Annotated in this window: 11 protein-coding genes; 6 read left to right on the top strand and 5 right to left on the bottom strand. The window is 64.4% G+C overall.

The annotated features are described in order from the left end of the window. Positions 1-135 precede the first annotated feature (135 nt). From moeB to guaA, 5 genes are all read left to right on the top strand, one after another. The gene (gene moeB, locus AC1VXD_RS06155; protein WP_482991318.1) at positions 136-1272 is read left to right on the top strand and encodes a molybdopterin-synthase adenylyltransferase MoeB; all 1137 of its coding nucleotides are present in this window, start codon (positions 136-138) and stop codon (positions 1270-1272) included. Positions 1273-1489: 217 nt separating this feature from the next. Further along, positions 1490-3319: a monovalent cation:proton antiporter-2 (CPA2) family protein gene (locus tag AC1VXD_RS06150; protein WP_482991317.1), complete on the top strand. Its 1830-nt coding sequence runs from the start codon at positions 1490-1492 to the stop codon at positions 3317-3319. 227 nt (positions 3320-3546) lie between these two features. After that, positions 3547-4425 (top strand): bifunctional methylenetetrahydrofolate dehydrogenase/methenyltetrahydrofolate cyclohydrolase FolD, encoded by an 879-nt coding sequence (folD, locus tag AC1VXD_RS06145; RefSeq protein ID WP_482991316.1) that lies wholly within the window; start codon positions 3547-3549, stop codon positions 4423-4425. Between the two features lie 310 nt (positions 4426-4735). Beyond that, on the top strand, positions 4736-6193 hold the full coding sequence (guaB, locus tag AC1VXD_RS06140) for an IMP dehydrogenase (protein WP_482991315.1): 1458 nt from the start codon (positions 4736-4738) through the stop codon (positions 6191-6193). A 109-nt stretch (positions 6194-6302) separates the two neighbouring features. Continuing rightward, positions 6303-7868 carry a glutamine-hydrolyzing GMP synthase gene (guaA, locus tag AC1VXD_RS06135; protein WP_005413109.1) on the top strand — a complete coding sequence of 522 codons (1566 nt, stop codon included), beginning with the start codon at positions 6303-6305 and terminating at the stop codon, positions 7866-7868. 766 nt (positions 7869-8634) lie between these two features. On the opposite strand, the gene AC1VXD_RS06130 is transcribed toward guaA, so the two are convergent. The 5 genes from AC1VXD_RS06130 to AC1VXD_RS06110 form a co-directional block, all read right to left on the bottom strand. Then, positions 8635-11895, bottom strand: coding sequence for a type I restriction endonuclease subunit R (locus AC1VXD_RS06130; RefSeq protein WP_482991314.1), 3261 nt, complete (start codon positions 11893-11895; stop codon positions 8635-8637). A 57-nt stretch (positions 11896-11952) separates the two neighbouring features. After that, complete coding sequence (locus AC1VXD_RS06125; RefSeq protein WP_482991313.1) at positions 11953-13269, bottom strand: restriction endonuclease subunit S; 1317 nt, start codon at positions 13267-13269, stop codon at positions 11953-11955. Continuing rightward, entirely contained in the window at positions 13269-15383 is a 2115-nt protein-coding gene (locus AC1VXD_RS06120) for an N-6 DNA methylase (RefSeq protein ID WP_482991312.1), read from the bottom strand. The genes AC1VXD_RS06125 and AC1VXD_RS06120 overlap by 1 nt, the downstream gene beginning before the upstream one ends. A gap of 1056 nt (positions 15384-16439) precedes the next feature. Further along, positions 16440-16577: a hypothetical protein gene (locus tag AC1VXD_RS06115; protein WP_482991311.1), complete on the bottom strand. Its 138-nt coding sequence runs from the start codon at positions 16575-16577 to the stop codon at positions 16440-16442. Between the two features lie 492 nt (positions 16578-17069). Next, complete coding sequence (locus AC1VXD_RS06110) at positions 17070-17993, bottom strand: LysR family transcriptional regulator (RefSeq protein WP_482991310.1); 924 nt, start codon at positions 17991-17993, stop codon at positions 17070-17072. Between the two features lie 94 nt (positions 17994-18087). On the opposite strand from AC1VXD_RS06110, the gene AC1VXD_RS06105 reads away from it, so the two are divergent. Next, positions 18088-18927, top strand: a complete 840-nt coding sequence (locus tag AC1VXD_RS06105; RefSeq protein ID WP_482991309.1) for a type 1 glutamine amidotransferase domain-containing protein — start codon at positions 18088-18090, stop codon at positions 18925-18927. Positions 18928-18962: the final 35 nt, after the last annotated feature.

The following is an 18962-nucleotide window of genomic DNA, read 5'->3' as shown; positions in this document are numbered from 1 at the left end:
GGGGGGGGCGGGGCGTGGGTGGGCGGGGTGCGCTGCCGGCCGCCGCGCGGCGCGGCGCGCCGCGCGGCGCGGAGCGCGCCCCCCCGGCGGCCGCCCCCCGCCCGCTACCGGCTGAGCCTGCGCGATAATGGGCACATGAGCATTCCAGAGCTTTCCCCGCAGCAGGCGCAGGCGCGCGTGGCCCACGGCGCGGTGCTGATCGATGTGCGCCAGGCACATGAGCGTGCCGGTGGCATGGCTGAGGGTGCGCGTGGCGTGGCCAAGAACGACCTGCTGGCCGACCCGGCCGCGCACCTGCCGCTCCAGGGCCAGGACATCCTGCTGATCTGCCAGAGCGGCAAGCGCTCCACCGACGCGGCGCAGGCGCTGCTGGCCGCAGGCTATTCGAACGTGGCGTCCGTGGCCGGCGGCACCGTGGCATGGCGCGAGCAGGGGCTGCCGCTGGTGCAGCCGATGCTGGATGCCGCTGACCGCGACTTCTACGACCGCTACTCACGCCATCTGCTGCTGCCGCAGGTGGGTGAGGCCGGCCAGCGCCGCCTGCAGCAGTCGCGCGTGCTGGTACTGGGTGCAGGCGGCCTGGGCGCTCCGGCCGGCTTCTATCTCGCGGCGGCTGGGGTAGGGCGCCTGCGCTTCGCCGACCACGACCGCGTGGAGCGCAGCAACCTGCACCGGCAGATCGTGCATACCGAGGCCAGCGTCGGCCAGCTGAAGGTCGATTCGGCACGCGAGCGCCTGCTGGCGTTGAACCCGTCCATCGAGGTCGAGGCCGTGCCCGAGCGGGTGACCTCGGAGAACGTCGATCGCCTGCTGGACGGCGTGGACGTGGTGCTGGATGGCTCGGACAACTTCTCGCTGCGCTACCTGCTCAACGACGCCTGCATCAAGCACGCGAAGCCCATGGTCCATGCCGCCATCGAGCGCTTTGATGGGCAGGTAAGCGTGTTTGATGCGGGCCGCCAGCGTGGCGTGGCGCCTTGCTACCGCTGCCTGTTCCCGGAGCCGCCGCCGCCGGAGTTCGCGCCCAATTGCTCCGAGGCCGGTGTGCTCGGCGTGTTGCCCGGTCTGGCCGGCGTGCTGCAGGCCACCGAGGTGCTGAAGCTGCTGCTGGGCATCGGCGAGCCGCTGGTCGGCAGGCTGCTGCGCTTCGATGCGCTGGGGATGCGCTTTCGTGAGACCCGCATCCAGCCTGATCCCCAGTGCCCGGTGTGCGCGCCCGGGGTGCCGTTCCCGGGGTATATCGATTACGCCGCGTTCTGCCGGGGCGGCTGAGCGCCGCGGCGCGTCATCCACGCATGGCGTGGATCTGCTCCTGTCTGCAGTAGATCCACGGCATGCGTGGATCAATGTTGGCGATTCCGGAACGATATTGGTTATCGACGCCGCCATCGTTCCATTTTCGGCACAAGCAAACGCAACGCACGTGCTATTGCCGTCAGAAAACTTGCTCTATCGTTGAGGCCGATTTCGGTTTTCGGGGACACACCGCATGGCGGTAGAAGCAGCGACCAGCGAACTGGTCAAGGTCGTGGCCCTGTTGGGCGCGGCAGTGGTGATGGTGCCCCTGTTCCGCAGGCTCGGCCTGGGTTCGGTGCTGGGTTACTTCGCCGCGGGCCTGGCGATCGGACCGTTCGGCCTGGGCTGGTTCTCCGACCCGCAGGCGATCCTGCATACGGCCGAGCTGGGCGTGGTGATGTTCCTGTTCGTCATCGGCCTGGAAATGCGCCCCTCGCACCTGTGGAGCCTGCGCAAGGAAATCTTCGGGCTGGGGACGCTGCAGATCGCCACCTGTGCGCTGGTGCTGACCAGCATCGCCAAACTGTTCGGCCTGCCGTGGCAGGTGGCCTTCATCGGCGCCACCGGCTTCGTGCTCACCTCCACCGCCGTGGTGATGCAGCTGCTGGCCGAGCGCGGTGACATCGCGCTGCCGTCGGGGCAGAAGATCGTCTCCATCCTGCTGTTCGAAGACCTGCTGATCGTGCCGCTGCTGGCCCTGGTCGCGTGGATGGCGCCGAGCGCGGGCAGTGCCGATGGCGAAGGCTCGCGCTGGTTGTCGGTGGCAATCGGCGTTGGCGCCATCGTCGGCCTGGTGCTGGTCGGTCGCTTCCTGCTCAATCCGTTGTTCCGCCTGCTGGCCGAATCGAAGGCACGCGAAGTGATGACCGCCGCCGCGCTGCTGGTGGTGCTGGGTGCGGCGCTGCTGATGCAGCTGTCCGGCCTGTCGATGGCGATGGGCGCGTTCCTCGCGGGCGTGCTGCTGAGCGAATCCACCTTCCGCCACCAGATCGAAGCGGACATCGAGCCGTTCCGCGGCATCCTGCTGGGCCTGTTCTTCCTCAGCGTGGGCATGGCCCTGGACCTGTCCGTGGTGGCCGGCAACTGGCCGATGATCGTAGGCCTGGTGCTGGCGCTTATGGCCGCCAAGGCGCTGTGCATCTACGGGGTGGCACGGGTGATGGGCAGCGACCACGCACAGGCGATGGACCGCGGCGTGCTGATGGCACAGGGCGGCGAGTTCGCCTTCGTGCTGTTCTCCGCCGCCGCCAGTGCCGGCGTCATCGACATGGACATCAATGCCAACTTCACCGCCGTGGTGGTGCTGTCGATGGCGCTGACCCCGCTGGTGGTGCTGATCTACAAGCGCGTGGCGCCCAAGCCCGAGGTGAGCCTGGAAGGCGTGGACACCGCCGACGGCCTGTCCGGCAGCGTGCTGATGATCGGCTTCGGCCGCTTCGGCCAGGTGGCCAGCCAGTCGCTGCTGGCCCGCGACGTGGATGTGACCATCATCGACAACGATGTCGAGATGATCCACAACGCCGAGCGCTTCGGTTTCAAGATCTATTACGGCGATGGTACCCGTCTTGACGTGCTGCATGCCTCCGGCGCCGGTACCGCCCGGGCGATCGCGGTGTGCGTGAACAATGCCGAGGATGCCGACCGCATCGTCGAGCTGGTCGCGCATGAGTTCCCGCAGGCCAAGCTGCTGGTGCGCTCGTTCGACCGCGAGCACTCGCTGCGGTTGATCCATGCCGGCGTTGATTTCCAGATCCGCGAGACCTTTGAATCGGCGCTGATGTTCGGCCAGGCCGCGCTGATGGAACTGGGTGCGGACGAGGACGACGCGCAGGAGATCGCCGAGCAGATCCGCGAGCGCGACGCCGAGCGTTTCGAACTGGAAATGGCCGGCGGCAGCCTGCGGGCCGGTGCGCACATGGTGTTCGGCAGCGCGCTGCCGGGCGTGCCGACCCCGACCCCGTTCACCGCGCCCAAGCGCAAGGCCCGCACGTTGAATGCGGACCAGGTGCCGGAAGAAGAGTAGAGCCGAGCCCACGCTCGGCTGCTCTTCAGCCAGATCGCGCTGGCCCCCCGCCGCGCTTCGCGCTCGCCGGGCATGGCCCGGCGCTACCCGGGCGGTGCGCGTGGTTCGTGGGTAGCGCCGGGCCATGACCGGCGAGCGAAGCGGTCGTAACAACCGGTCGTGGCGGTGGGCGAGGGGGCCTGAATCAGGGACAATAGCGTCCCCGCCGCCGCCTGCCCCCGCATTCGATGACTGACTCCGCCCCCCAGCTTCCTGCCCGCATCCTCGATGGCCGCCGTATTGCCGAGGACCTGCTCGACAGCCTGAAGGTGCGTGTCGACGCCCGCGTGGCCGCTGGCGGCAGCCGCCCCGGTTTGGCCGTGGTGCTGGTGGGTGGCGACCCGGCCTCGGCCGTGTACGTGCGCAACAAGCGCCGCGCGGCCGAAAAGGTCGGCATCGAAGCGCATGACTACGATCTGCCGGCCGGCACCAGCGAAGCCGAACTGCTGGCCCTGATCGACCAGCTCAATGCCGACCCCAAGATCAATGGCATCCTGATCCAGCTGCCGCTGCCGGGTATTCCCGACGCGCGCCGCCTGATCCAGCGCATCGACCCGCGCAAGGACGTGGACGGCTTCCACCCGGAAAACGTCGGCCACCTGGCCCTGCGTGAGTTCGGCCTGCGCCCGTGCACCCCGCGCGGCATCACCACGCTGCTGGGCCATACCGACCAGCCGGTGCGCGGCCGCAACGCCACCATCGTCGGCGTCAGCAACCACGTCGGCCGGCCGATGGGCCTGGAGCTGCTGATCGCCGGTTGCACGGTCACCAGCTGCCACAAGTTCACCCCCAAGGACGTGCTGGAACAGGCCGTGCGCAATGCCGACATCCTGGTGGTGGCGGTGGGCCGCCCGGGCATTGTGCCGGGCGAGTGGGTGAAGCCGGGCGCGGTGGTGATTGATGTGGGCATCAACCGGCTGGAGGATGGTCGCCTGGTGGGCGATGTCGGCTTCGAGGCTGCGGCCGAGCGGGCGAGCTGGATCACCCCGGTGCCGGGTGGTGTGGGCCCGATGACTGTGGCCACGCTGATGCAGAACACGTTGGAAGCGGCGGAAGCGCTGAGCTGACCGGCTGTTGGCAGGTGCCAACCTTGGTTGTCACGGTAGGGTAGCGCCGGGCCACGCCCGGCGGAGGGCAACTGCGCCGCTGCGCTCGCCGGGCATGGCCCGGCGCTACCGGGGCAGTCAACCTTGGTTGTCACGGTAGGGTAGCGCCGGGCCGCGCCGGGGGGAGGCAACTGCGCCGCTGCGCTCGCCGGGCATGGCCCGGCGCTACCCGGGCGGTGTCGCCCGCGCGACACTGCGTCGCATCCACCCCCTCCCACGGGGCGTGAAAAAGGGGTAAAATGTCGCGCTTCCCCACATCTCGGGTATGCCGATGCTGCGCATCCAGGCTGAAGCACTCACTTACGACGACGTCTCGCTCGTCCCCGCCCACTCGACCATCCTGCCCAAGGACGTCAACCTCGAAACGCGGTTGACCCGAGACCTGAAGCTCAAGCTTCCGATCCTGTCCGCAGCCATGGATACCGTCACCGAAGCCCGCCTGGCCATCGCCATGGCACAGCTGGGTGGCATGGGCATCATCCACAAGAATCTCAGCCTGGAACAGCAGGCCGCAGAAGTGGCCAAGGTCAAGAAGTTCGAGGCCGGCGTCATCCGCGACCCGATCACCGTCGGCCCGGAAACCACCATCCGGGACGTGCTGGCCTTGACCCAGGCGCACAACATCTCCGGCGTACCGGTGGTGGGCAGCGACGGCCTGCTGGCCGGTATCGTCACCCACCGGGACATGCGCTTCGAGACCGAGCTGGACGATCCGGTCCGCCACATCATGACCAAGAAGGATCGCCTGATCACGGTCAAGGAAGGCGCCGCCAGCGAAGAAGTGCTGCAGCTGCTGCACCGCAACCGCATTGAAAAGGTGCTGGTGGTCAACGATGATTTCGCCCTGCGTGGCCTGATCACCGTCAAGGACATCCAGAAGAACACCGACTTCCCCAACGCCGCCAAGGATCTGTCGACCCGCCTGCTGGTCGGCGCTGCCGTCGGCGTGGGTGGCGATACCGACCGCCGCGTGGAAGCGCTGGTTGCCGCCGGCGTGGACGTGATCGTGGTCGATACCGCGCACGGCCATTCGCAGGGCGTGCTGGACCGCGTCAGCTGGGTGAAGAAGCACTTCCCGAACGTGCAGGTCATCGGTGGCAACATCTGCACCGGCGAAGCCGCACTGGCACTGCTGGACAGCGGCGCAGACGCCGTGAAGGTCGGCATCGGCCCGGGCTCGATCTGCACCACCCGCGTCGTCGCCGGCGTCGGCGTGCCGCAGGTCACTGCCATCGATCTGGTGGCCGAGGCCCTGCAGGACCGCATCCCGCTCATCGCCGACGGTGGTATCCGCTTCTCCGGTGATATCGGCAAGGCGCTGGCCGCCGGTGCCTCGACCATCATGGTCGGCGGCCTGCTGGCCGGTACCGAGGAATCGCCGGGCGAGACCGAGCTGTACCAGGGACGTTCGTACAAGAGCTACCGCGGCATGGGTTCGCTGGCCGCCATGGAAAAGGGGTCCAAGGACCGCTACTTCCAGGACGCCGCCACCGCCGACAAGCTGGTGCCGGAAGGCATCGAAGGCCGCGTGCCGTACCGCGGCCCGGTGGGCGGCATCATCCACCAGCTGATGGGTGGCCTGCGCGCCACCATGGGCTACGTGGGGTGCGCCACCATCGAGGACATGCGCACCAAGCCCAAGTTCGTCAAGATCAGCGGCGCCGGCCAGCGTGAGAGCCACGTCCACGACGTGACGATCACCAAGGAACCGCCGAACTACCGCGCCTGACGCGGGCCGGAGAAAGAGGAACGAGGAAGCTGATTCCCGTTCCTCTTTTTCCATCTGCCGCAGCAAATTATTTGAAGTTTCGTTTTCCCTACTGCATTGCCAGGGCGCCATGACCAATATCCATAACGACAAGATCCTGATCCTCGATTTCGGCGCGCAGTACACGCAGCTGATTGCCCGCCGCATCCGCGAGCTGGGCGTCTACTGCGAGATCTGGGCCTGGGACCACAACCCGGCCGAGATCGCGGCGTTTGGCGCCAAGGGCATCATCCTGTCCGGTGGCCCGGAATCGACTACGCTGCCGGGCGCCCCGGCCGCGCCGCAGGAAGTGTTCGACAGCGGCCTGCCGATCTTCGGCATCTGCTACGGCATGCAGACCCTGGCGGCCCAGCTGGGCGGTGCCACCGAAGCGGCGGACCAGCGCGAATTCGGCCACGCCGAAGTGAACGTCATCAACCCCGATGCACTGTTCAAGGGCCTGAGCGACCACGGCGGCGAGCCGAAGCTGAATGTCTGGATGAGCCACGGCGACCACGTCTCCGTCGCACCGCCGGGCTTCACCATCACCGCCACCACCGACCGCATTCCGGTGGCCGCCATGGCCAACGAAGAAAAGCGCTGGTACGGCGTGCAGTTCCACCCGGAAGTGACCCACACCCTGCAGGGCCAGGCGCTGCTGCGCCGCTTCGTGGTGGATGTGTGTGGCTGCCAGACCCTGTGGACCGCCGCCAACATCATCGACGACCAGATCGCCCGCGTGCGCGAGCAGGTTGGCGATGACGAAGTGATCCTGGGCCTGTCCGGCGGCGTCGATTCGTCCGTGGTGGCTGCGCTGCTGCACAAGGCCATCGGCGAGAAGCTGACCTGCGTGTTCGTGGATACCGGCCTGCTGCGCTGGCAGGAAGGCGACCAGGTGATGGCGATGTTTGCCGAGCACATGGGGGTAAAGGTGGTGCGCGTGAATGCCGCCGACCGTTACTTCGCCGCGCTGGAAGGCGTGAGCGACCCGGAAGCCAAGCGCAAGATCATCGGCAACCTGTTCGTTGAGATCTTCGACGAAGAGTCGAACAAGCTGAAGAACGCCAAGTGGCTGGCGCAGGGCACCATCTACCCGGACGTGATCGAGTCGGCCGGCAGCAAGACCGGCAAGGCGCATGTGATCAAGAGCCACCACAACGTGGGCGGCCTGCCGGAGCACATGAAGCTGGGCCTGGTGGAGCCGCTGCGCGAGCTGTTCAAGGACGAAGTGCGCCGCCTGGGCGTGGAGCTGGGCCTGCCGCGCACCATGGTCTACCGCCATCCGTTCCCGGGCCCGGGCCTGGGCGTGCGTATCCTGGGCGAAGTGAAGCGCGAATACGCCGAGCTGCTGGCCAAGGCCGATGCCATCTTCATTGATGAGCTGCGCAAGGCCGACCTGTACGACAAGACCAGCCAGGCGTTTGCCGTGTTCCTGCCGGTGAAGTCGGTGGGTGTGGTGGGCGATGCGCGGGCTTATGAGTGGGTGATTGCGCTAAGGGCCGTGGAGACGATCGACTTCATGACCGCGCACTGGGCGCATCTGCCGTATGAGTTCCTGGGTACGGTGAGCAACCGGATCATCAATGAGTTGCGGGGGGTGTCAAGGGTTGTCTATGACATCTCGGGGAAGCCGCCGGCTACTATTGAGTGGGAGTGAGTTGAAAGAACGAGGGCGCCGAGAGGCGCCCTTGTTGTTTGTGGTGTCCGATATCCATCGGGCAAATAGCAGGCGATGGGGCAGCTGTTCTTTCGAAGGTCGCATCGCCCGCCAACTGGACTTGGTACGCATGCATTGAGAACGCATCGACTAGGCATTGCCAACGGTCACATCAGGCGGCAGCTTCTGGTATATCCAGTGCGGTAGGGCCAGCGATAAACCTGGTGGCGGTGTTCCTTTTCGAACCATGGACAATTGATGCTATCGCTCCAGTCTAGTGCTGGGTCTGGTTATGCGCTGGCTTGTTAGCGACGCGCTAGGCAGACCTACTATCGAATCTCTGGTGAAAGCCCAAATAATGCGGCGAAGCACTCGTTCTTCTTGGTACCTGACTGGCTGAGTCAGACGAGCGACGAGGCCCTTGGGCGCGTTGTCGGTCAAACCTACGATGGCAGTTGCCAAGAGTCTGAATGCTGTTGACTAGTCAGGGTGGATATCGCGCACCATCGCTGCTTGGGCAAGCATCATGGTCCTTCCAACACTAGGCGCACCCTCACTCCTGGCCAGCTCGTTGGGCCGCTTGATCCAGTGCCGCCGGTCCTAGCCGCATGGAGGGTAAAAGGGGCTGGGCATTTGGGCCTCAGTGAAGCGTCGGTGGTGCTCTGGCGCTGTCAGCTTCTGGCCGCAGGACGCCATGCGACTTGAAGCAGTCGGTTACTGTCAGCGGTTGTTGAGCTAATCCACTGCGATCCATCGCTACCCGCGCTCATGCTGCCCACTTCCTGCCGCGCAGCGCGTACTCAACGGCAAGGTCATAGACGTTGTCGCACTTCTGCTTGAAGGTTGTACGGTCATAGCTTTCCGGCAAGTCCGCATCAAGCACGCGTTCGATTTCCGCGCGCACCTGCTTCTGCGTCTGCGCGCTCTGGTGCCAGTTCTGAATCAGCACCTTGGGCTGCTCTTCCACCAGGCGCTTCAGCAGGTGCTTGGCGGCCAGCTTCACGCGCTGAGTCTCTTCCTGCGTCAGTGACTCCTTGTTCAGCAGATCGAACAGCTCCAACTCGTCCTCGGTCAGGCCCTCGCGGATGTGTCGTTCGGCTTCTTCCTTCAGCTCCTGGGCATAGGCGGTCAGCTCGTCGTAGTAGTTCTCGGTGGACGTGGCGCCGGAGTTGTAGGCGTCGATCACATTCTGCAGCCGCTGGATGAAGTCCACCCGTGTACGGTTCTGCGCCAGCATCTCGGCCAGCTTTCGCTGCAGAAAGGCCTGCAGGTCGGCGATCTGGATGTTCTTGAACGGCGTCTGCTGGAACTCCTCGCGTAGCTTCTCAACGTTCACCTTGCTGAGGTCCCAGGCCTTGCCGCGCTGCACGATCTTGTACTGCGCCTCGAACTCTTTGGCCGAAAAGGCCTCGGCCTTGTCCACCACCACGCTGGCGTCAAGCAGCGCCTCGATGCGCTGCACCGCGCTGTCAATGTCGACCTGCTCGACGATGCTGTCCATCACCCCGCGCAGGTACTGGAAGGCCGACACCACGCGGCCCAGTTCGCGGCCCAGCACCTCAGGCTTGCAGGCCTCGTACAGCGAGGAGATCGTGTTTTCGTAGACGTTGAAGGACTTGCGCTGCTCGTCGCTGGTCAGCAGCGTGTCGGCAAAGCCGTTGAACTGGCCAAGCTTGGTGAACACGTCGCCGCGGTCCAGCGCCTCGTGCAGCGGCACACCCTGGCTTTGGCAGTAGGCCAGGCCCTGCTCTATGGCCTCGTCCAGCAGCGTGAACAGATGACTCTTGTCTCGCACCGGCAGCTCGTCGTCCTCGGGGCCGGCGGCGTAGTCCTTTAGCGCCTTCTTCATGCGGCGGAAGACGTTGTAGTAGTCCACGATCTCGCCGTGACGCTTGGCCACGCCCAAGATCTCGTGGCCGCTCACCCGGTTGGCCCGCGCGATGGTCTGCATCAGCGTGTGGCCCTGCATGGGCTTGTCGAGGTACAGCGTGCTCACCGTAGGCGCGTCGAAGCCTGTCAGCCACATCGCGCAGACGAACACCAGTTGCAGCGGGTGCTCCGGGTCCTTGAAGTTGAACTCGATATCGTGGCCGTGCTCATCCAGCGCATTCATGCGCTGGCGATGCGGCTTGATGTCGAGATTCTTCTTGGAGAACTTCTCCTCCTCGCCCGCCTCCTCGCTGACGATCACCGCCATCTGCACCGCGCCCATCCAGGCCTTGAGCTGCTTCAGGCGCTGCCGCTCCACGTCGTTGGTCGTCGCGCTGATGCGGCCGTTCAGCGCCTTGATTTCGGCTTTCCACAGAGCCTGCACCTTGTCGAACATGGTCACGGCGGTGAACTTGTCCACCGAGATGACGATGCCCTTGCCCAAGTAGCCGCGACGGGGGAAGTGGTAGACGATGTCTCGCGCAATCGTGTCCAGTCGGTCCTCGCGCTTGACAACCTCCATCTCCTGCGCGAAGCGCTTCTCCAGCTTTTCCTGCGCCTCGCCGTCGAGGTTCTCGTCTTCCAGGATCGCAGCGAACTCGTCGCTGAGATCGTCGTTCTGGATCAGCACCTCCGGCACACGCTTCTCGTAGAACAGCGGCACCGTGGCGCCGTCTTCCACGCTTTGCTGGAAGTTGTACTCGGACACGTAGTCGCCGAACCAAGCGTTGGTCTTGCGCTCCTGGCCCAACAGCGGCGTGCCGGTGAAGGCCAGGAAGTTGGCGCGTGGCAGGCCGACGCGCATGTTCTCGGCCAGGCCCGCGTACTGCGTACGGTGCGCCTCGTCCACGATGACGACGATGTCGTCGCGGTCGGACAGCAGCGGGTAGTCCTTGCCCTTGTCGAACCGGAACTTCTGGATCAGCGTGAACACCACGCGCTTGTTCTTCCCCAGCATCTCGCGCAGTTGCGCGCTGCCCTTGGGTCGCACGTCGTCCTTGGGCGCCACCACACCGGTGTGCAGGAAGTTGCGGTAGATCTGCCCATCCAGGTCGTCTCGGTCCGTCACCACCACGAAGGTGAAGTTGCCGGTGAGCTTGCGGAAGATCTTGCGCGTGTAAAACACCATCGAGAAGCTCTTGCCCGAGCCCTGAGTGTGCCAGAAAACGCCCAGCCTGCCGCCCAGCTCGCGCCGACGGCTGAACTGCTCGAAGGCGTTGTTGACGCCGATGAATTGGTGGTTCTGCGCGATGACCTTCTGCGTCTCGCGGTAGAACACGCAGAAGTTCTCCACATAGTCCAGCAGCCGCTCAGGCATCAGCAGGCCCAACACGGCGCGCTCCACGCTTAGGCCCTGCGCGGCAATGGCAGGGCGGTCCAGCTTTTCCTTCTCGTCGTCCACCCGCAGCCAGGTGAAGAAGTGCTCCCACTGCGCGGTGATGCTGCCCAGCCGGGTCTCGATGCCATTGCTCAGCAGGCACAACGCATTGGCGGTGAAGAGCTGCGGAATCTCGGCCTTGTAGGTAGTCAGGTTGTCGTCGAAGGCTGCGCGCAGCTTCACGTTGCTGTTCTTCAGCTCGATGAACACCAACGGCAGGCCGTTCACGTACAGCAGCAAGTCGGGCCGGCGGTAGCCATGTTCGCCGCGCACCCAGAGCTGGCTCACCGCCAGATAGTGGTTGCGGCCGGTGCGCGGATCATGCGCGTCGAAGTCGATGACCTTCAGCCGCTCGGTCACGGTCTGCCCGACCTGCGGCCCGGCCTCGGGCTTGTAGGTCACCGGCACGCCGTCGCGTATCAATCCGTCCATCTCCCGGTTGGCCGCGACCAGGCTCATTGCCGTGCGCGGTTGCAGCAGTTGGGCCAGAGCCTGGTCCACCGCATGGGCCGGAGCCTGCGGGTTCAGCCGCTCCAGCGCGGCGCGCAGCCGGTCGGCCAGGATCACCTCGCGCTTGTCCGCGCGGCCCGAGCCGTCGTTCAGCTCGTCGGGCTGGGCCGTGTAGCAGTTCAGCGCATCGAAGCCGCACAGATGCTGCAGCCGCTGCAGCAGGGCCTGCTCGATATCGTCTTCGCTGATGAAATTCTTCGCGGCGGCCACGGCACCCCCTGGTGTTTGCCGGTTGTGGAGAAGAAGACCTGCTAACGGGCTATCGCCTCACGCGGCGGGGCCTGTGCGGGAGGCATGCTGTTGCATGCTGGGCGGGAACTGGATGTCTAAGGCCTCGACGCGGAGTTTGCCGGATATCAGGCGGGGCAGAAGGGCATCTCGACTCTTGGCGAGTCGCAGGTTCTGTTTCGACAGCACCAGCCGCTGCTCTAAGAGTTGGTTCAGCAGCTGCAGTTGAGGATTCAATGAATCCGGCGGAACCAGGAGCTTTATCGCGTTGAGATGCTTGGCTCCAAGGTGTCCGACTGTCGCGCCAACAATCGTCTGCTGGTAGTGCGATATTGGCGCTTTCAGGGAATGGGCCAAATACGCGCGCAGTCGCTCCTGCTTTGGAACAACACGGCAGGTCCGTTGAACAAGATAGGCATCCTCAGCGACCCAATGGTTCATGTGGAACTCTCCGTCCATGCCGATGAGCAGATCGCCCGCGCGCACGACGTACTTGTCATCAGCAATCTCCTCCGTATAGGTCTTCGAGTCGCCTGCGAGGACGTCACGGATGCGGATGATCTTCTTGCCTACGTCCAGCTCAGAGAACCGATCACCTGCGAAGGTGAAGCCGTATGTGATCGAAGCCAGTTTGGGCAAATCAACGTATGACCAGCCAGGGGGTGGATTCACCCGGCTTACGCCGTTTGCGGCGCCAGGAAACCGCATCCGCACAAACCACTCGCGGTAGATCTCTTCGGCCATGGACTCCAGCAAGGCGATGCGGCGCTGGTTGTTGGCGATCAGGTCATCAAGCGTACCCAGAATCGCAGCGATCTTTTCCTGCTTCTCGTGCGGAGGGAGGATGACTGGCAGTCGATGCTGCTCAGTGATGCCGAGGTAGGCACGAGTCGAGCCAGAACTGGCCAGCATTTGCAGCGTCTGCTGGAACAATGAGCTATCGAAGTATGCCTTCAGGTACCGGTTGCTGAGCGCCGCTTTATCCTTGACGCGGTAGTAGGTCACCTGGGGCGTGAGCATGATGTACGGATGCTTGTCGTAGGCCACGATGGCGGTCTCACCAATTGTGGCCTTGTGTGTCAACAAGACGTCGCCGTTCTTCGCGAAACCCTTGCGCAGACTCTCCGCTTGGCGTTCGGTGATGAAAGCGCAGTGGCCATACTCAACGCGACCGTTCTTGAGATCGCTTGCCATCACGAAGGGCACCCCCTCGGACACGAAGTCCGCTGACTTCGGATGAATTTCTCCGTGGTTACCGTCGATAGGGCGCTCCAGGACGCCTCGCTTAATCAGATCACCTACGGTCGTGAGCTCAAAGCTTGCGTCCCGTATACCGATGGCTTCTCTCTTGTCCATCAGTGGCCCCCGAGGATCGCAGCAAGGTTCTTGGTCAAGGTCGCCTCAAGCGCATGCGCATTGGCTGCGAGTGATTCCAGTTCGGCGTGCTGTTCTGCAATAGCGGCCAGGAACTCCTCCTCCGTCTTCCCATCCTCCTCGATCACCACGCCGACATACCGCCCCGGATTGAGCGACCAATCCTGCTCGGCAATCTCTTCGCGGCTGGCCAGCTTGCACAGGCCGGTGACGTCTTCGTAGGCGGCCTTCGGGAAACGCCCCTGCAGCCAGCTCACATGCTGGTAGTACAGCTCGGCAGCCTTCAGTTCGTCGTGCAGCGCCTGCACCGCGACTTTCACGCCCTTGGTCTGGCGGTTGGCAGTGGCGCGCTTGCCGACTGCCTTGGCGGCCTCGGTCTTGCGCTTGTCCATCTCGCGGATGGCCTTGTCCAGCGCCTTCACCGCTGCGTGCTGGCCGGTGAAGAAGGGCGCGAACTGGGCGCGCAGCAGGTGCTGCGCTTGGTTGCGCTCCTCCACGCTGTGCTTCTGGCCACGGGTGCGTTCGTGCTGGTCCTGCGCCAGCGCAAGCGCGGCGAGCTGGCCCCACTGGGCCTGCAGCGCGGCGATGGCGTCGCGCGCCGCTTGGCTGGTCTGGGCATCGGCCGCTTCTTCAGCCAGCACAGCCAGCAGACGGTCGCTCAAGGCGGGCAGGTGCTCGGCGGCTTCCTTGAGCTGGGCCATGCCTAGGTGCAGGTAACGGTCCACCTGGTCCACGAACTCCTGGCGGCGGCCCTTGTGCAGGCGGGGGATGAGGGCGATGTTCTGGATCTGCTCGTCGCTCAGCTCACGGTGGGCGCGGTCCACTTGTGTGAAGATGTTGCGGGCGTCGATGAACAGCAACTTGTCATCGGTCTTGCCCTTGTCGAAGAACCACAGCGTGGCGGGCAGCGTGACGGTGTAGAACAGGTTGGACGGCAGGGTGAGCATGCCGTAGATAAGGTTCTGTTCGATGAGCGTGCGGCGGATGTCTGCCTCGGAGTGGCGGGCATCGCTCGCCGAGTTGGCCATCACCAGCGCGGCGCGGCCGCCGGGCTTGAGCGACGTGGCGAAGAGGTTGATCCAGAGGTAGTTGCCGTTGGGCACGGTCTCGACGGCTTTTTCCTTGCCGCCTTTCCCGCCCGCCGCCTTTGCCTTGGTCTTGTTGCGGGGCACGCCGTAGGTGTTGAAGCGGCGGTCTTTCTCCACGGCGTCCAGCGTCACGTCGTCCACGTTGAACGGCGGGTTGGCCATCACGTAGTCGAAGGCGCCGAAGGCGTTGAAGGGGTCCTCGTAGTAGGTGTTGGCTTGCTTGATGTCGCCGCGCAGGTTGTTCACGGCAAGGTTCATCTTGGCGAGCTTGACGGTCTCCAGCGTCTTCTCGGTGCCGCAGACGAACACGTCCAGGTCTGCCGCCTTGTCGGCCTGGTGCTGGAGGATGAAATCCGCAGACTGCACAAACATGCCGCCGGAGCCGCAGGCGGGGTCGAAGACTTTGCCGCCATGGGGCTCGATAATCTCGGTCATCAGCTTGACGACGGAGCGCGGCGTGAAGAACTCACCGCCGCCCTGGCCCTCGCTGAGCGCAAAGTTCGCGAGAAAGTACTCGTAGATCTGGCCGAACACGTCGCCGGTAGCGTCCACCGGGATGTCGGAGAACAGCTTGAGCAGGTCCTTAGGAATGTGCTGGTTCTTAGGGCTGCGGGTGAAGCGGTCGTACTCCTCCTGCGGCAGCACGCCCAGCAGCTCTGGCTTGGTGTTCTCGATGCTGGCCATCGCGGCGCGGATGGCCTTGGCGATGTTTTCCTTCTCGGGCAGGTTCAGCAGGTAGTCGTAGCGGGCCTTCGCATCGACGTAGAAGCCACACTTCTCGATGGCAATCTCTTCCAATGTGCGCTCACGGCGCGTGCCCTGGAGCTTCTTGAATTCCTGCTCGATTGCCGCTTGGTGTTGCCGGTACTTGTTATCCGCGAATTTCAGGAAGATCAGACCGAGCACTGGGGTGCTGTACTCGCTGGCCTTGAGATCGGAGTTGGCGCGGAGCTTGTCGGCTGCTGACCACAGGTCATTTTCGAGTTTCTTGAGCTGGTCGCGGTTCATTCTATTGATCGTAAAGGGGTTTGACCTGTTCCTGTCCTGCCGCCAATGAACATGTTCTGACGCGCAGACTCGATCACGGCGCCCAGGGGGTTTCGATAGGCGTCTTGACGTTCGTAAACAAATCTTGAGTTGACAATCAAAGATGATACTAGCCAGAAGGCTGCTTGTGGCTATCGTGCGTCATATGACCCATTGCGGCCATTGGTGCGGCCGCCGATCCTGCCCTGATGCCATTTGCCGCTGACTTGTTAGCTGGGCCCTGCCGCCCAAGATCGAGTTGTATCAAGGCGAAGCGCGCAGATCGGTACTTTGTGAGTGAGTCGCATAACCGGACCCACTGGTCCGTCTACTTGGTAGTTGGGCGCCACTACAGCTATGACTGACCTTTGGGGTCTCATTTCGGCAACCGATTGGCATGCCACACCCTGCATGGTCGGCCGCGCAGCGCCGGGACTGATGTTGCGGCCGGCTCGGTCATCTTGTATGAACAGGGCGGTTCCACTCCAGCTCCAATGAGCCTTCCATGCTGCGCAGTTCAGATACTGGACGATGGCTCTGAGCAGCCTATCGTCGTTGTCCAGGCAGAGCTCGCGCAGCAGGGCGCCATCTTGGGTGTACGGCCATTATCCGGGGGTAATGGCATTTGCATGTCTACGGACGTTCGGTTGCTTCCTGCCGGCTTTGGGTCGCAGGTTGGCGCCTAACAGTTCAGTCAAGCCGAGCTTGCTTCGCGAGTTGGACTAATTCCAGAGTCGAACGTCCGCTCTTGGCCGGAAGCGGACGTTGTTCGATGTTGTACGCTACGAAGTCTGTCGTGTGTATGCTCCGGCAAGCAGATCACGCCGGTCTAAACTCCCGACAAGCCCACTCAACCAATCCTCGGCAAGCCAAAAACAACCCGTCCGCCACCCCCTCATCCAGATGCCGCTCCAGGTCCGCTACCACCCGGCAGCCGTCTGCCTCGTGCAGCAGTTCCAGCACCGTCAGCGCTCCCGCCATCGCGCGCTCACTCCTGGCCAGGCTCACGCGACGGCCCGGTGACACATCGGTTTCCGGTCAGGGGTGCCCATCAGCCCCTTCGCAGCCGCGCATGCGCTTGAGGATGCTGAGGAGATAGTTCAGGTCGGGCAGGGAACCGTCGTCGTTGATGGGCCCAACAACGGTGTAGGCGGAGAGGATGTCGGAATCGTTCATGGCGTCGGTTTCCTTGACTGTGCTTAATAGCGCCACCGCGTGAGCGGGGTGGCGGACGATGCGTGGATGCAAACCGGACGTTAGTTGTCAGTGCCGGGTGGGCCCGCCGCCCCCCACGCGCCGCCCGCCCAAACGGCTGACCGATTGCCCGCCGGCACCGGTTAAGGACGTTGCCGACGGGCAACCGCAAACTACAGACGCGTACATCAATGCGGGTTTGCAGACCCGGCCACCCCTTGTCCGTGGCGCGCCACGGTATTTTGCGCCGTCGATCCTAATGCCAATAGAAATTTGCGAAGGAATCGCCGAATCCTAGAGCGAAGTACCGTAGTTGCACGGCCCATTCGCGCAGCACAGGACACCACTAGACGCATTCGCGCAGATGCTCTGTTGATTGCGAATCTGAGTAACCCAATCGCCCACGCCGCAAGCGAATGCCGCGACGGCCATCTTTCAAACAGTTCCTAGCCCCGCTCCGCTGGCAGCGCAGCCTCAGCCAGCACCGTCCGATGCCTCAGCCGCATTCCCCACCAGCAACTCAATCATCGCCCTTGCCGCCGCCGACTGCCGCCGATGCGGCGCATAGATCACCGAGAACGGCCTCGACCGCCCGCGCAGCTGTGGCAGCACTTCCACAAGCTCCCCACGCAGCAACCGCTCCCGCACGATGAACTCATAAGTCTGGCAAATCCCAATCCCCTGTTCGGCCAGCGACACCACGCCCAGCACGTCGTCGGAGGTCTCGATGGACGAACGCGGCAGCCAGTCCACGTCGCGGCCGTCGTCGCGGAAGATCCACGGGGCCAGCCGCCCGGTGCGCGGCATCACGAAGGGCAGGCACAGGTGCTGCTGCAGATCGTCCAGCGTCTGTGGCGTCCCGCGGCGCTGCAGGTACTCCGGCGAAGCCACCAACAGCAGTGGCGCATCCTCCAGCTTCCGCCCTACCAGCCCGCTATCCGGCAGCTGCCCCAGCCGAATAGCCAGGTCAAAACCCTCCGCCACCAGGTCCACATTGCGGTTGGTGATGTTCAGTTCCACCTGCACCTGCGGGTACTGCTGCGCAAAGCGCGCCAGCACGGGCGGCAGCCGGTAGTGGCCATAGGTGGTCGGTACGCTCAGGCGCACGCGGCCGGCCAGTGCGCCGTCCTGACCCTGCACGTCGCGCTCGGCGTCGTCCAGCAAGCCGAAGGCAGTGCGCACCTGTTCCAGATAGAGCCGCCCGGCGTCGGTCAGTCCCACGCGGCGGGTGGTCCGCTGCAGCAGCTGCCGACCCAGCCGCGCTTCAAGACGGGTGACTGCGCGGCTAAGCACGGAGGGCGTGGTCGACAGCGCCACCGCGCCGGCTGTGAACGAGCCGTGCTCGACCACCGCCAGGAACACCTCCACATCGCCCAGGTAGTCGAACTTGCGGCTCATTTGGCTCTCCGGGGAACAGATCTTTTGCGAGGAGGCCAATTTATCGCCGCTTCGGCGATGAATAAAGTGGCCGCCATTCCCAGAGGAGCTACCCATGAACCTGATGACCCGGCTGGCCGCAGCGCTCGCCCTGACCCTGGCCGCAACCGGCGCGCATGCCGCCAACGTGCTGGTGGTGCTGTCCGACGAAAACCACCTGGACCTGAAGGACGGCAAGGTGCTGTCCACCGGCTTCTACCTCAACGAGCTGATGCAGCCGGTCAAGCTGCTGCTGGACGCGGGCCACGAGGTGACCTTCGCCACGCCGCAGGGGCGGGCGCCGACGGTGGATGCGTCCTCGGTGACGCCGGCATACTTCGGCAACGATGCTGCGCAGCTGAAGCTGCACAAGGACCTGCTGGAGAAGCTGGCGCTGACCTCGCCGACCGCTTCGCCGGTGGTCAGCCTGGCGCGTGTCGAGCAGCGGGGCTACGCACACTTCGACGCGGTCTACATTCCTGGTGGGCACGCGCCGATGCAGGATCTGTTGAAGAGCCCCGCACTGGGCCGGTTGCTGACCGACTTCCACCAGCGCAACAAGACCACCGCGCTGGTCTGCCATGGGCCGATCGCGCTGCTGTCCACACTGCCGGATGCCAAAGGCTTCGTGGCGAAGCTGGAAGCGGGAGCCAAGCCCACCACACCGAAGTGGATCTACAGCGGCTACCAGATGACGGTGATCAGCAACCAGGAAGAAGAGCAGGCCAAGCCGATGCTGGGCGGCGGTGAGATGAAGTTCTACCCGCAGACGGGGTTGGAGCGGGCGGGTGGGCGCTTCAGCAGCAACACCACGCCGTGGACCGGCCATGTGGTGGTGGACCGCGAGCTGATCACCGGGCAGAACCCGGCCTCAGCGATGGAAGTGGGCCAGCGGTTGGTTGAGCGCTTGAAGTAACGTCGCGGGTGCCACCAGCGCCTAAGCTGGGGCAG

The organism is Stenotrophomonas sp. STEN054 (assembly GCF_056854535.1).
Note: the sequence above shows the minus strand (reverse complement) of the source record. Positions and strands in the feature narration are given on the sequence as shown.

Coding starts and splice junctions, on each gene's coding strand:
- moeB (WP_482991318.1), top strand. CDS start 136: ATGAGCATTCCAGAGCTTTCCCCGCAGCAGGCGCAGGCGCGCGTGGCC.
- AC1VXD_RS06150 (WP_482991317.1), top strand. CDS start 1,490: ATGGCGGTAGAAGCAGCGACCAGCGAACTGGTCAAGGTCGTGGCCCTG.
- folD (WP_482991316.1), top strand. CDS start 3,547: ATGACTGACTCCGCCCCCCAGCTTCCTGCCCGCATCCTCGATGGCCGC.
- guaB (WP_482991315.1), top strand. CDS start 4,736: ATGCTGCGCATCCAGGCTGAAGCACTCACTTACGACGACGTCTCGCTC.
- guaA (WP_005413109.1), top strand. CDS start 6,303: ATGACCAATATCCATAACGACAAGATCCTGATCCTCGATTTCGGCGCG.
- AC1VXD_RS06125 (WP_482991313.1), bottom strand. CDS start 13,269: ATGGACAAGAGAGAAGCCATCGGTATACGGGACGCAAGCTTTGAGCTC.
- AC1VXD_RS06120 (WP_482991312.1), bottom strand. CDS start 15,383: ATGAACCGCGACCAGCTCAAGAAACTCGAAAATGACCTGTGGTCAGCA.
- AC1VXD_RS06115 (WP_482991311.1), bottom strand. CDS start 16,577: ATGAACGATTCCGACATCCTCTCCGCCTACACCGTTGTTGGGCCCATC.
- AC1VXD_RS06110 (WP_482991310.1), bottom strand. CDS start 17,993: ATGAGCCGCAAGTTCGACTACCTGGGCGATGTGGAGGTGTTCCTGGCG.
- AC1VXD_RS06105 (WP_482991309.1), top strand. CDS start 18,088: ATGAACCTGATGACCCGGCTGGCCGCAGCGCTCGCCCTGACCCTGGCC.